The organism is Bradyrhizobium sp. JR3.5 (assembly GCF_054057015.1).
Genome location: NZ_JBSRYV010000002.1, coordinates 2005433 through 2019258, shown reverse-complemented (window position 1 = coordinate 2019258; position 13826 = coordinate 2005433). Strand labels below are relative to the sequence as shown.

Annotated in this window: 12 protein-coding genes and 1 pseudogene; 4 read left to right on the top strand and 9 right to left on the bottom strand. The window is 65.0% G+C overall.

Going from position 1 to position 13826, the window contains the following annotated elements:
* The first annotated feature begins 74 nt into the window (after positions 1-74).
* Positions 75-803 carry a TetR/AcrR family transcriptional regulator gene (locus tag ACVWW1_RS26550; protein WP_456657957.1) on the top strand — a complete coding sequence of 243 codons (729 nt, stop codon included), beginning with the start codon at positions 75-77 and terminating at the stop codon, positions 801-803.
* Between the two features lie 5 nt (positions 804-808).
* Here ACVWW1_RS26550 and ACVWW1_RS26545 read toward each other — a convergent pair whose 3' ends face one another.
* The 7 genes from ACVWW1_RS26545 to ACVWW1_RS26515 all read right to left on the bottom strand — a co-directional run bounded on the left by ACVWW1_RS26545 (position 809) and on the right by ACVWW1_RS26515 (position 5920).
* A complete protein-coding gene (locus ACVWW1_RS26545; protein ID WP_456657956.1) occupies positions 809-1525 on the bottom strand; it encodes a dihydrofolate reductase family protein in 717 nt (238 codons plus the stop codon).
* A 154-nt stretch (positions 1526-1679) separates the two neighbouring features.
* Positions 1680-2276 (bottom strand): superoxide dismutase, encoded by a 597-nt coding sequence (locus tag ACVWW1_RS26540; RefSeq protein WP_456660683.1) that lies wholly within the window; start codon positions 2274-2276, stop codon positions 1680-1682.
* 181 nt (positions 2277-2457) lie between these two features.
* A complete protein-coding gene (locus ACVWW1_RS26535) occupies positions 2458-2793 on the bottom strand; it encodes a hypothetical protein (RefSeq protein WP_456657955.1) in 336 nt (111 codons plus the stop codon).
* Positions 2794-2837: 44 nt separating this feature from the next.
* Positions 2838-3071: a hypothetical protein gene (locus ACVWW1_RS26530; protein ID WP_207834877.1), complete on the bottom strand. Its 234-nt coding sequence runs from the start codon at positions 3069-3071 to the stop codon at positions 2838-2840.
* Positions 3072-3129: 58 nt separating this feature from the next.
* Positions 3130-4521, bottom strand: a complete 1392-nt coding sequence (gene chrA, locus ACVWW1_RS26525) for a chromate efflux transporter (RefSeq protein ID WP_207834878.1) — start codon at positions 4519-4521, stop codon at positions 3130-3132.
* Positions 4518-5336 (bottom strand): chromate resistance protein ChrB domain-containing protein, encoded by an 819-nt coding sequence (locus ACVWW1_RS26520; RefSeq protein WP_456657954.1) that lies wholly within the window; start codon positions 5334-5336, stop codon positions 4518-4520. The genes chrA and ACVWW1_RS26520 overlap by 4 nt, the downstream gene beginning before the upstream one ends.
* Positions 5337-5563: 227 nt before the next feature.
* Entirely contained in the window at positions 5564-5920 is a 357-nt protein-coding gene (locus ACVWW1_RS26515; protein ID WP_456657953.1) for a hypothetical protein, read from the bottom strand.
* A gap of 181 nt (positions 5921-6101) precedes the next feature.
* Here ACVWW1_RS26515 and ACVWW1_RS26510 point away from each other — a divergent pair, with 181 nt between their 5' ends.
* From ACVWW1_RS26510 to ACVWW1_RS26500, 3 genes and pseudogenes are all read left to right on the top strand, one after another.
* The gene (locus tag ACVWW1_RS26510) at positions 6102-6380 is read left to right on the top strand and encodes a metal/formaldehyde-sensitive transcriptional repressor (protein WP_092126226.1); all 279 of its coding nucleotides are present in this window, start codon (positions 6102-6104) and stop codon (positions 6378-6380) included.
* Between the two features lie 5 nt (positions 6381-6385).
* Positions 6386-7489, top strand: coding sequence for a nickel/cobalt efflux transporter (locus ACVWW1_RS26505; RefSeq protein ID WP_456657952.1), 1104 nt, complete (start codon positions 6386-6388; stop codon positions 7487-7489).
* Between the two features lie 122 nt (positions 7490-7611).
* Positions 7612-8701 (top strand): annotated as a pseudogene (locus tag ACVWW1_RS26500) (Cj0069 family protein).
* 374 nt (positions 8702-9075) lie between these two features.
* Here the strand turns inward: ACVWW1_RS26500 and maiA are convergent.
* Both maiA and metH read right to left on the bottom strand, forming a co-directional pair.
* Positions 9076-9735, bottom strand: coding sequence for a maleylacetoacetate isomerase (maiA, locus tag ACVWW1_RS26495; protein WP_456657951.1), 660 nt, complete (start codon positions 9733-9735; stop codon positions 9076-9078).
* A 226-nt stretch (positions 9736-9961) separates the two neighbouring features.
* On the bottom strand, positions 9962-13825 hold the full coding sequence (gene metH, locus ACVWW1_RS26490) for a methionine synthase (protein WP_456657950.1): 3864 nt from the start codon (positions 13823-13825) through the stop codon (positions 9962-9964).
* Position 13826 lies beyond the last annotated feature (1 nt).

Below are 13826 nucleotides of genomic sequence, written 5' to 3'. Positions count from 1 at the left end.
TACAACTAGATGTGATAAGGCTATATTGCTTGATGTTGCCGGCCGGACCGGCCCATGGAACCCGGGGAAGACTGATGACCACCAGTACCCTGAAGATGCCGCGGGCGCCCAAGACCAGGACGGCGACCGGGCCGGTCGAGGTGCGCGCCGGCCGGCCGCCAAAGGAATTGGCCGGCGAGGTCGATGCGCGCATCCTCGATGCCGCACGCGAGGTGTTCCTTGAGCGCGGGTTCGAAGGCGCCAGCATCGACGAGATTGCGGAGGCCGCGCGCTCCGGCAAGCGCACCATCTATGCGCGCTTTCGCGACAAGCGCGCGCTGTTCACCGAGGTGGTGACGCGGGACATCCTGTCACGAATCGCAGAGTTCAAGGCGGACGCGCCGCTCGGCGCGACGGTGGAGGAGCGCCTCACCAGCGTCGCCTCGACCCTGTTGCATTGGGGCCTCGACGCCGACCGGATCGGCCTGATGCGGCTTGCGATCGCGGAGGCGCGTCGCTTCCCGGATCTCGCCGCCACCGTCAACCGCAGGGCGCGCGCGCTCGCCACCGAGCTCGGCGTTCATCTGCTGCGCGACCTGACGCGATCCGACGAACTCGGCAAGCTGCCGGCCTTCGCGCCGGAGCACCTGCCGACCACGGCGCGCCTGTTCCTCGACATCATCGCGGTACCGATGCTGCTGCGGGCTCTCTACGAAGTCGACCTCAAGGCGCTCGATCCCGAGCTCGATGAGCACGTCGCGCGCGGCGTCGGGTTTTTCGTCGCGGGATGCAGGAGCGGCTGGGCGGATGGTCCCCAGCAATAGGCCGCTCAGCCCGGTGCGCGCTCCACGGCGTGACGCAGCCAGACCATGCCGCCTTCCAGCATCTCGCAGTGCGTGAGCCGGAGCGACTGGCCGGCGCCGGGGCGGTCGCCGTCCGGGCCGTGATAGTCGACGATGCTCTGCGATCCCGCGACGCCGTCGACGGCCGGATGGATCAATGTGCTGAACTCGTCGATCAGCCCCTCCTTCAGGAACGCGCCATTGATCCCGCCGCCGCCTTCGAGCAGCAGCGTCTTGGCGCTGAACAGCGCCGCGAGCTGCGTCATCGCGCTCGCCAGATCGTCGCCCTTGCGGCCTGCAAAGATGTAGGACGCGCCGTCCTCGCGCAGCTCGGCGAGATGGCTATCCGAGACTTGCTCGCCAAGCACCGCGACGGCGTGATCGCCGCCGACATTGTCCTTGCCGAAATGCACGCGGCCCGACGGATCGATGCCAACAGCGAGCTTGCGACCGTTGCGAGTGCCAAGATGCGCCTCGCGCGGCAGCTTGGGCGCATTGGCGAACTGCCGCTCGGTTCCTTTGGCCATCTCGTTCATGGTGACGCGGCCGATGATCCATCCATCGGCATTGAAGCCGTCATGGATCCTCTCATAGTGGGAGCGCAGCACGTCGGCCGGGATGCCGGCGGCCGGCTTGGTGAAGCGGCTGGGATGAAGCCGGCCGTCGATCGACGTGCCCATGTGGCAGATGATGTGGGGTCGCATAGACTAACTCTTCTGTGGAGCGGCGCGGTGCCAGCGCCCGGGGGGGCAAGCTCTGATCTAGAATGGCGGAGGCGCGTTCTCAATGCCGATAACGCAGCAGTGTTTGGCAACGCGCCCGCCAAATGGAACCGGCAGCGCCGCTCCACGTCTCTCCTCACGTCTCCTTCGCGTATTGCTCGTAAAGCCGGGCTGCATTGTCCCAGCGAATGGCCTCCATGTAGACGTCGACATAGCGGGCTGCGGCGGCACCGAAGTCCATGTGATAGGCGTGCTCATACATGTCGAGCACCAGGACCGGACGGCCCCCGGCCAGCGTCGTCGTATGATCCGCGGCCCATTGATTGACCAGCCGCTTGTCGCGGGGCGAGTAGGCGAGGATCACCCACCCCGAACCGCCACCTTCGGCCTTGCCCATCGCCGCGAATTCCGTCCGCCAGCGCTCCATGCTGCCGAAGTCGCGCGCAATCGCCTCGGCGAGCGCTCCGTTCGGTTTGCCGGCGCCGCCGAGTCCATCGAAATAGACTTCATGCAGGATCATCGAGTTCGCTGCGATCAGCTCCTCGCGCTTCAGGCCGTTGATCACAAAGTTCGGCGCCTTGGCGAAGTCGAGGTCGGCAAGCTGGGTGCCGATGGCGTTCAGCCGCTTCACCGCGCCGACGTAATTGTTCTCGTAGTGGCTGACGAGAATCTTTTCCGAGATGCCGCTGATCGATTTCGGGTCGAACGACATCGGTTTTGCCTGATAGGACATGGCCCTGGTTCCTGTCTGCTGGTTGGTTTCGGCAGCGGCTTGGTTGGCGCCCAGCACGACTGCCGACGCGGTGGCCGCGCCGACCGCGGTGATGAAGTTTCGGCGCTCGGTGTTGATGGTCATGGATCCTCCTGATGTTGGAAATGCCGATACGTTTGGATCTAACGCGCAAAAGTTCGCGCTATTCCTTCGTGAGCCCGACGATGGTCCGGAATCCCGAGATGTCCTGCACCGAGAACGCGACGGGGTCGCCGAAACGGACGGCGTTGAAGAGCAGGCCGTCCTGAACCTTGAACGGCTCTATTCTGTCCGGAGACAGGCGTATCCTGATCGTGTCGTTGCGTTCATCGATGCTGTCGACGACGCCGCGCAGGATCTCGGTCGCCGGCGGCTGGACCGCCGCCGTCGCGGCCAGTGCAACGACGGCTTGCTGCGGCTCGCTGCCGTCGCCTGGCGTCGCGAGAGACATTGCGGGCCAGAGCAGGGCGACACACAGTGCCAAGGTTGATTTGGGCATGATTGCTCCTCGTTCAGTTCGATTTTGATGGTTTCGCCAGGACCTCAGTCCTGCTCCTTGACCTGACCGCTGCTGTCGATCACGAGCCTCACGGGCTTGCCGTTCTTCATCGCCTTCGCCGTCATACCCTCGGCCGTCGATTTGACGTCGCCGATGTTCCCGTAGCCGGCGGCCTGAAGCTTCGCGACAAGCTCGTCCTGCGTCAGGGCGTTGGCGGGCATCGCGCCGGCCGCGATCGCAAGCGCGAGGATCAAATGCGAGAGGGTTGCTTTTTGCATGGTCGTTCTCCTGGTTGTGTTGTGCTGCCCCAGGTTCTCGTGACGCGTGCCGCTCCGTTCAGATGAGACCTGCCAGGCGCAGCAGCACGCCCGTGATGCAGGACGCTGCGAGGACGCTGAGCATCCCCACATTGAAACGGAAGATCGCAATCGCTGCGGCTGCCGACAGCGCAAGCGCAGGCCAGTCGACGCTGTCTGGCACCGGCGCGTCGAACGACAGGCCGAGCCCGTGCACCGGGAAGGTCTGCCGAAACAGCGTATGCAGCGCAAACCAGATCGACAGGTTGAGGATCACGCCGACCACGGCGGCCGTGATCGCCGAAAGCGCGCCCGCCAGCACCTTGTTGCCGCGCAGCGCTTCGATGTAGGGCGCGCCGACGAAGATCCACAGGAAGCACGGTGTGAACGTCACCCATGTCGCCAGCAACCCGCCGAGCGTGGCGGCTAGCATCGGAGACAGCCCGCTTGCCTCACGGAACGCGGCCATGAAGCCCACGAACTGAACCACCATGATGAGCGGGCCGGGCGTGGTCTCGGCCATGCCGAGCCCGTCCAGCATCTCGCGTGCGCTAACCCAGTGATAATATTCCGCCGCCTGCTGCGCGACATAGGCCAGAACGGCGTAGGCCCCGCCGAACGTCACCATTGCCATCTTGCTGAAGAAGATCGCGATCTGGGTGAACACGTCGCCGGGCCCCAAGACGATGAGCAGCCCGAACACCGGGATAAGCCAAAGCGCGAGCCAGACCGCGCCGACCCGCAAGGCGCGCGATGCGTTGGGACGGACGTGATCCGGCACCGCGTCGCCGAGCATGCTGTCGATCGCGGCTGAGCTCTTCCCGCCATGCTCGACGGCTGCAAATTCCGGCCGGCCCAGGCGTGCGCCGACGAGGCCGACGACGGCCGCGGCTCCGATGATCAGTGGAAACGGCACGGCGAAGAAGAAGATCGCGACAAAGGCGATGGCCGCGAGCGCGACCATCACCCGGTTGCGCAGCGCGCGTTTGCCGACCCGCACCACGGCCTGGATGACGATGGCAAGCACCGCGGCCTTCAGGCCGAAGAACAGGGCCTCCACAAACCCCACATTGCCGTACGCTGCGTAGACGTAGCTGAGGCCCATGATGGCGAAGATGCCGGGCAGGATGAACAATCCGCCTGCCACGATGCCCCCAAGCGTCCGGTGCAGCAACCAACCGATATAGGTCGCGAGCTGCTGCGCTTCCGGTCCCGGCAACAGCATGCAGTAGTTGAGGGCGTGCAGGAAACGTCCTTCCGATATCCAGTTCTTCTCCTCGACCAGAATGCGATGCATCACGGCGATCTGGCCGGCCGGTCCGCCGAAGCTCAGGATGGCGACACGCATCCAGACGAGCAGCGCCTCGTGAAATGAGATGCCGTGCGCGTGCTCCTCTCCGCGCGCCCTTGGTGTCGTTGCGACGTCCGTCATGGCTTCACCTTGCTGGTCGGCCAGTTGTGCGTCTCCCGAGTCGCGTCGCGGCACCAGCGATAGAAGGCGTCGTAGAGCAGCATGCCGGCGCTCAACTGTTCGAGGTCGTCGTCGAACATGCGCGACAGGCCGAGCGAGGCGGCGAGCAGTCCGGACGCCTCCGGCGAAAGCTCGAGCCGCGCGGTGTCCGCGGCGCGCACCATCGTCGCGAGCCGCTCCAGCGCCGGCGTCGAGAGACCAAATTCCTTCACCATGACGTCGAACGTGCAGAGTTCGCCGCGATGGCTCCAGAACACATTCTCGATATCGAACGGCGTGGCCTCGAATCGTTCGGCGACGCCTTCGACCTCCGCCGATGTGACGAACAGAAAGACGGCCGCGGGATCGACAAAGCGTCGGATCAGCCACGGACAGGCGATGCGATCGATCTTCGGTCGCGATCGCGTCACCCAGACGGTGCGGCCGCGCCCGTCACGTTTCGGAATCCTGTCGGCGGGAACGGTCGGAAGTTCCGCTTCCCTCCAGCCGAGGTGCCCACCCTCCAGAACTTCAGCTGCAATGTTGCTGCACCGCAGCCAGGCGGCGGTGCCTTCGGCCAGTTTCTGCCCCTTCTGGCAGACGACGACCACGGATTGGCCGGAGAGGCCGGAAGCCCAATCCTCGACGTCGAGATGGGAGCGCCGGATAGCGCCCGGGATCAAGCGCGGATCGGCGACGAAATCCTCATCGAGGCGAACGTCGACAAGCGCCGGCGCCTTGGCCGTACCGATGAGACGAGACAGTTTTTCGGATGAGATCGATGTGTATGACGACATGGTGCGTCCTTGGTGAACAGGACGCGATTCTTGGGCATGTCGCCTCGCGGGGAGATCGCACATCCCCGTGCCCCGGAATTAAGACCTTGTGTTGATCGATGTCAACCGGAGTGCGCCCGCGGTCACAAGCGAAACGTCCAGGTCACTGTCACGAACAGTTCACCTGCGCGGTTTGGAACAATGTTCCGACCGCGACGCAAGACTCAGACGGTCAGGATCGCTGCGATCTAGAAGCCGCAATCCCTGAATTGTTTTGCGCCGACGTGAAATCGCGAGCCTTGCTCGACGAAGTCCACGTCCAGGCACTGGTTGCCCCGACGGAACGCGCCGATACCGTTGCATCGGAGATATTCGAGGTTTATCCGCCAGCGTTTTTCACGCGGCGAGTAGGTCGCGAAGTCGTGTTGGACGCTGGCTGGTCCTCTGCAAATCCCTGCGATGTATTGCCGGACTTCGGGCGGCAAACTGTCGATGTGATCGGAATTCCAGGGGCCGTCATTATGCCCAATGCTGCTCTTGGACACGGCGGGCAGTTCGCTCGAAAGCAGGATCGGGAGAGCCAACATCAGGATGTGGACTTTCACGCGACGCCTCCCTTGCCAGTTGTTTCGTGACCCTTGTTCCTGGATTGACCGGATTCAACGCCGTCGGCGCCGCAATGTAAAGCGCGGGCCAGGCAACCCAGCGTGAGCGCGGCCGCGCCCGCGCACCCCACCGGGCCCGAAACGGGTTGACCAATATAGGGTACCCCCCTATATTATGGTCATGTCGCACACGATCAAGCACAAGTCCAAGCTCGTCGGCCGGGTTCGCCGCATCAAGGGTCAGCTCGACGCTGTCGAGCGGGCGCTGGAGTCCGAGATCGGCTGTGCCGACGTGTTGATGCTGGTGGCCTCGGTTCGCGGCGCCATCAACGGTCTCACCGCGGAACTGCTCGAGGATCACATCCGCCATCACGTGGTGGATCCTGCCCGGGAGAAGGATCCCGAGAGAGCGCAGGGCGCGGCTGATCTGATCGACGTCGTTCGTACCTATTTGAAGTGAAGCACATGACCGATCTGTCCCAGCTGCTCCAGCAGAGCAGCGCGCATGCATGGCTGTTCATCCCCAGTGCGATCCTGCTCGGCGCGCTGCATGGTCTCGAGCCCGGCCACTCCAAGACGATGATGGCGGCCTTCATCGTCGCCATCCGCGGCACCGTGGTGCAGGCGGTGCTGCTCGGCCTGTCGGCGACGCTCTCGCACACGGCCATCGTCTGGATCATCGCGCTGGCGGGGCTGCATTTCGGCCAGCAATGGTCCGGCGAACGCAGCGAAGCCTGGCTGCAACTGGCCTCGGCGGCGATCATCATTTCGATCGCAGCCTGGATGGCCTGGCGCACCTGGCGCGAGCAGAATTCGGAACACGACCATCACCACGATCACGATCACGATCACGATCATGACCATGATCACCATCATCATGACGAAACGCGGCAATTGACCCTGGCCGGGCAATCGCTGTCACTCGAAGTCTTCGAGGACGGCGTGCCGCCGCGGTGGCGGTTGCGAAGCGAGGCCGGGGCGCTTCCGGCAGCCGGCGAAGTTGACGTCGTGACGATCCGTCCCGACGGCAGCGAACAGCAGTTTCGCTTCGCCGCGCGGGATGGCTATCTGGAAAGCATCGATGAAATTCCGGAGCCGCATGCCTTCAAGGCACGCGTGTCGGTGCGGGCGGACACGGCCGAAGTCCTGTTCGAGGAGCATGACCATGCGCATATGGACCTCGGTGACGCGGACGATGCGCATGCGCGCGCGCACGCTGCCGACATCCGCCAGCGCTTTGCCGGACGGACCGTCACGACGTGGCAGATCATTCTGTTCGGCCTGACCGGCGGGCTCATTCCGTGTCCGGCGGCGATCACCGTGTTGCTGCTCTGCCTTCAGCTCAAGCAGTTCAGCCTCGGCTTCGTGCTGGTGCTCTGCTTCGGCATCGGGCTTGCGATCACCATGGTCTCGGTCGGCGTCGCGGCGGCGCTCAGTTTGCGTCATGTCGAGCGTCATTGGGGCGGCTTCAGCCGCTTCGCCCAACGCGCGCCCTACGTGTCGGCCGCGCTGATCGTTTTGGTCGGCCTCTACACGGGCTGGCTGGGGTTGCACGGGATCACGGCCTGATCCCACTTCCATCTTGAAACCTGCGCGAGGTGGTCTGGAGTTCCTGCCAAGGGGACAAGGCAGACTCCCCGTGAGACTTCGGTCCAAGCTCTGCGCGACACTCACCGTCGTGGAGCTTTGATATGGACACCGAACAGCACACATCCCGTCGTTCCAAAATCGCCATCCTGTGGCGTGGCGATGCCGCGTCGCGCCGGGAGGCGACCCCACAAAACAGCCGTTCGTTCGCCTCTTCGAAGCGCTTGCCGCTTCCGGCATCGATGCTTTTCCCGTCGTCTATGACGAGAGCTTCGCCGATCTCGTCCGCGACCAATTGCTGACCGCGGACGGCGTTCTCGTCTGGGTCGATCCGATCCATCAGGGCAAGACCCGCGCGGCGCTCGATCCGCTGCTGCGCGAGGTCGCGATGAAGCGTCCGTGGGTCAGCGCACATCCCGAAATCATCCTCAAGATGGGCGTCAAGGACGTGCGCTATCGGACGCGTCATCTGGGCTGGGCGCCGACACGCATCGATACGCCACCGCGGACGCCTTCCGCGCCGCACCGTCGCGCCTTCGCGCGACCGGGCCGCGCGTGCTCAAGCAGAACCGTGGCAATGGCGGGCAGGGCGTCTGGAAGGTGGAAGCCTTGAAGGTGGAAGGCTTACCGAATGCGGACGCCACCGTCTGCGTGCTCCACGCACTGCGCGGCAGCCGGCCCGGGGAGCTGCCGCTGGACGCTTTCTTGGCACGCTGCGAGCCGTATTTCGGTTGGGGCGGCTGCATCATCGATCAGGCATTCCAGCCGCGACTGCCCGAGGGCATGATCCGTTGCTATGTCAGCGGATCGAAGGTCGCGGGCTTCGGACACCAACTGATCAAGGCCTTGATCCCGCCGCCGCCGCAAGGTCCGGATTCACCGGAAGCTCAACCCGGACCGCGTATCATGCACGGTCCTGATGCCGTACAATTCCAGACGCTGCGGCGGCTGATGGAGGACGAATGGATTCCGGGGTTGATGGCGGCGCTGGCGATCGATGAAGCGTCGTTGCCGGTGATCTGGGATGCGGACTTCCCCTACGGTCCGCGCGATGCCGATGGCGCCGATACCTATGTGCTCTGCGAGATCAACGCGAGCTCGTGCTTTGCGATTCCCGACGAAGCGTCGGCGGCGATCGCACGGTCGGTCGGCGAGCGCGTTCGTCTGCATCTGGAGAGCGATGCGGGCCGGTAGGGCAGGGCCGCTGATGGGTGAGGTCTAATTATTGGGCCCACGCGATGTGATGTGAGCACGCTTCTCAGGCTCGCTCTCCCCTTGTGGGAGAGGGGTGGCCTCGGGGCGAGAAAGCTCGGACTATTCGTGTCGCGAAAACGCGAACGTGTGATTCACAAGCGGGCCAAAGATTCGCTGTCGTCCCGGGCAAGCGCAGCGCAACTCGGGACCCATAACCACCGATGGTCATCGTTGCACAACGCTGGAGCCGCAGCTCGCTTCAACAACAATGCCCTGTGGTTATGGGTCTCCTGCTTTCGCAGGGACGACGGTGGGAGAGGATCGTGCACACGTTTGCGCCTCTGTCTATGCTTCGCGGCGCTTCCGTTCGCGCACTACTTCGCCCGCATCGCCTCGGGCGTATCCGGCTGTGCGGAGGGATGCGCCTTGGCGAACGCCGGCTGCGCCATTGCGGTGTCGTGGATGCGTTTCACGGTCGGCCAGGGCGACAGGCTGATCTGCTGGTTGATCGCCGCGGTGACATGGCCGACCAGGCAGATATCGGCGAGGGTCGGCGCATCGCCGTGACAGAACTGGCCGGTTGCCTTGTGGCCGGCGAGGTGGCCCTCGAGCGCCGCCAGCGTCTCGACCGTCCAGTGCCGCCGCCAGGCGTTCTGCTGGCTGTCGCGCAGATCGAGCTCGCGGTCGAGATAGCGGCGCACCCGTGGCGTCAGCAGCGGATGGCCCTCGCAGGCGACGATCAGCGCAAGCCCGCGCACCCGGGCACGGCCGAGCGCGTCGGGCGGCAGCAACGGCGGGCTCGGGTAGGTCTCGTCGAGATAGTCGATGATCGCGAGCGACTGGAACAGCACCGTGCCATCGTCGGTCACCAGCGCCGGCAGCGCCATCTGCGGATTGATCTTGCGATAGGCATCAGTGCGATGCGCGTCCGCATCGATGTCGACGAACACGACCTCCGCCGGCACGCCCTTCAGATTGAGCGCGATCCGCACCCGAAAGCTCGCCAGCGATCGCCAGAAGGAGAAGAATTGCATGGGGAGGGTCCGATGTTCACCTCGCCCCGCCCTTTTGCGGGGAGAGGTCGGCGCGCAGCGCCGGGTGAGGGGCATGGCACGATCGTGCCGCACTATAGCCCACTCCGACTCGGAAATCCTCACCGGACAACAAAGGAAACCGTCATTGCGGAGGAACCCCTCACCCGAAGCCTTCGGCTTCGACCTCTCCCCGCAAGAGCGGGGCGAGGTGAAGCGGCGGCTGGAGCTACCCCGCACCCACCTTCTTCTTCCGCCAGGCAAGGTGCACCGCGCAGGTGCAGCCCTGCGGATGCGAGGCGAGTTCCCGAGACTCCTCGTCGTTGGCGGGCGTCGCGGCAGGCGCGATCGCCTGGCCCTTGGCGCCGTCCTGCGAGGGGATGTAGTTCAACACCGGCGCCAGCCAGCGCTCGACCTCGGCGACCGTCATGGCCTTGCGCGCAGCGTAGTCCTCGACCTGGTCGCGTTCGATCTTGCCGACGCCGAAATAGAAGCTTTCGGGGTGCGAGAAATACAGGCCCGAAACCGACGAACCCGGCCACATCGCGTAGCTCTCGGTCAGCTTCACGCCGGACGTGTTCTCGGCATCGAGCAGCGCGAACAGCGTCCGCTTCTCGGTGTGGTCGGGCTGCGCCGGATAGCCGGGCGCGGGGCGAATGCCGTCATACTTTTCGAGGATCAATTCGTCCGGCGACGAGGCCTCGTCGGGCGCATAGCCCCAGAACTCCTTGCGCACACGCTGGTGCATGCGCTCGGCAAAGGCTTCCGCCAGACGATCGGCCAGCGCCTTGCACAGGATCGAGGAGTAGTCATCATTGGCGTTCTTGAAACGGTCGGCGACCGCATCCTCGCCGATCCCCGCGGTGACGACGAAGCCGCCGATATAGTCGGGCACGCCGGTCTCCTTTGGCGCGACGAAGTCGGACAGCGCGGCGTTGAAGCGGCCCTCGCGCTTCTCGAGCTGTTGGCGCAGCGTGTGGAAGGTCGCGATCCTCTCGCGTCGCGTCTCGTCGGCATAGACGTCGATGTCGTCGCCGACGGCATTTGCCGGCCAGAAGCCGATGGTGGCCCGCGCAGTGAACCACTTCTCCTGGATGATCGTGTCGAGCATCTTGCGCGCGTCGGTATAGAGCGAGCGGGCGACTTCGCCGACCTTGGGGTCGTCGAGGATCGCGGGGAAGCGGCCGGTCAGCTCCCAGGTCTGGAAGAACGGCGTCCAGTCGATGTAATCGGCGAGCTCGGCGAGATCGTAGGCGTCGAAGCTCTTCAGCCCGAAGAACGCCGGCTTCTTCGGCGGCGCCGCCGCAAAGTCGATCGCGACCTTGTTGGCGCGGGCGTCGTTGAGCTTCAGCCGCTTCTTGTCGGCCTGGGCGCGGAAATGCGCCGTCGAGATCTTGGCGTATTCGGCGCGCACCTCGGCGGCATAGGCCTGCTTCTTCTCGGCCGACAGCAGCGAGGAGGCGACGCCGACGGCGCGGCTCGCATCATTGACATGCACGACCGGGCCGCTCGGATAGTTCGGGTCGATCTTGACGGCGGTGTGCACCCGGCTCGTGGTGGCGCCGCCGATCAGGAGCGGCACGTTCATGCCCTGCCGTTCCAGCTCGCCGGCGAGGAAGCTCATCTCGTCGAGCGAGGGCGTGATCAGGCCGGACAGGCCGATGATGTCGGCGCCCTCGGCCTTCGCGGTCTCGATGATCTTGTTGGCGGGCACCATGACGCCGAGGTCGATGACCTCGAAATTGTTGCACTGGAGCACGATGCCGACGATGTTCTTGCCGATGTCATGGACGTCGCCCTTCACGGTCGCGAGCACGATCTTGCCCGCGGCGTTGCGGCCGCCGGTGATGCCATTGGCGAGGTTGCGCGCCTTCTCCTCCTCCATGAACGGCATCAGATAGGCGACCGCCTGCTTCATCACGCGGGCCGACTTCACGACCTGCGGCAGGAACATCTTGCCGTCGCCGAAGAGGTCGCCGACCACGTTCATGCCGGCCATCAGCGGCCCCTCGATGACGTCGAGCGGACGGGACGTGTTCTGGCGGGCGGCTTCGGTGTCAGCCTCGATGAACTCGGTGATGCCGTGCACCAGCGCGTGCGACAGCCGCTTCTCGACCGGCCATTCGCGCCAGGCGAGATCCTGCTCCTTGGTCTGCTTCTCCTTGCCGCGGAATTTCTCGGCAAGCGCCAAGAGCCGCTCCGACGCGCCCGGATCGAGGTTGAGGATCACGTCCTCGCAGGTCTGGCGCAGCTCGGGGTCGATGTCGTCATAGACGATCATCTGCCCGGCATTGACGATGCCCATGTCCATGCCGGCGTGGATGGCGTGATACAGGAACACCGAGTGCATCGCCTCGCGCACCGGCTCGTTGCCGCGGAACGAGAACGACAGGTTGGAGACGCCGCCTGAGATGTGGGCACCCGGCAGGTTCTGCCGGATCCAGCGCGTCGCCTCGATGAAGTCGACGCCGTAATTGTTGTGCTCCTCGAGGCCGGTCGCGATCGCAAAAATATTCGGATCGAATATGATGTCCTCGGGCGGGAAGTCGAGCCGGTTGACCAGAAGGTCGTAGGCACGCCTGCAGATCTCGGTCTTGCGCGCGAACGTGTCGGCCTGTCCGGTCTCGTCGAACGCCATCACCACCACCGCGGCGCCGTGACGCATGGCGACCGTCGCCTCGTGCAGGAACTTCTCCTCGCCTTCCTTCATCGAGATCGAGTTCACGATCGGCTTGCCCTGGATGCATTTCAGGCCCGCCTCGATGACGTGGAATTTCGAGGAGTCGACCATCACGGGCACCCGCGCGATGTCGGGCTCGGCGGCGACGAGGTTGAGGAACGTCACCATCGCCGCTTCGGAATCGAGCAGGCCCTCGTCCATATTGACGTCGATGACCTGGGCGCCGTTCTCGACCTGGTCGCGCGCGACCTGAAGCGCGGCGGAGTAGTCGCCCGCGGTGATCAGCTTGCGGAAGCGCGCCGAACCCGTGACGTTGGTGCGTTCGCCGACGTTCACGAAGGGAATTGCGTCGGTCAGCGTGAACGGCTCGAGGCCGGAGAGCTTGAGCCGCGGTTCGATCTCGGGCACCACACGCGGCTTGTGCGGGGCGACGGCCCTGGCGATCGCCGCGATATGGTCGGGCGTGGTGCCGCAGCAGCCGCCGACGATGTTGACGAGGCCGGCGGCCGCGAACTCGCCGATCAGCCGCGCCATGTAGTCCGGCGTCTCGTCATACTGGCCGAACTCGTTGGGCAGGCCGGCGTTGGGGTAGGCGCAGACCAGCGTGTCGGCGACGCGGCCGATATCGGCGATATGCGCGCGCAGATCCTCGGCGCCGAGCGCGCAATTGAAGCCGATCGTGATCGGCTTGGCGTGCCGGACCGAATGCCAGAACGCCTCCGGCAGCTGCCCGGAGAGCAGCCGGCCGGACTTGTCGGTGATGGTGCCGGAAATCATCACGGGCACGTCGATGCCGCGCTCCGCGATGAGCTCGGCGATCGCATACAGCGCCGCCTTGGCGTTCAGCGTGTCGAAGATGGTCTCGACCAGCAGCAGATCGGCGCCGCCATCGAGCAGGCCCTTGGCCTGTTCGCCATAGGCCTTGCGCAGATCGTCGAAGGTCACCGCGCGATAGCCGGGATTGGAGACGTCGGGGGAGATCGAGGCGGTGCGGTTGGTCGGGCCAAGCGCGCCGGCGACGAAGCGTTGCTTGCCGTCCTCGGCGCTCACCCGCTCCGCGGCCGCACGCGCGAGCCGCGCGCCCTGCAGGTTGAGCTCATAGGCGAGGTCCGACATGTCGTAGTCGGCCTGCGCGATCGAGGTGGAGGAGAAGGTATTGGTCGCGACGATGTCCGCGCCGGCACGCAGGTAGGCGGCGTGGATGTCCGTGATCGCCTCAGCCTGGGTCAGGATCAGGAGATCGTTGTTGCCCTTGATGTCGCGGTGGAAGTCTTTGAAGCGTTCGCCACGGAAGGCGGCTTCGTCGAACTGCAAGCCCTGGATCATCGTGCCCATGGCGCCGTCGAGCACCAGGATGCGCTCGCGGGCAGCCGCGAGCAAAGCGTTACGCTTGGGAGAAACGGGAACGGACATC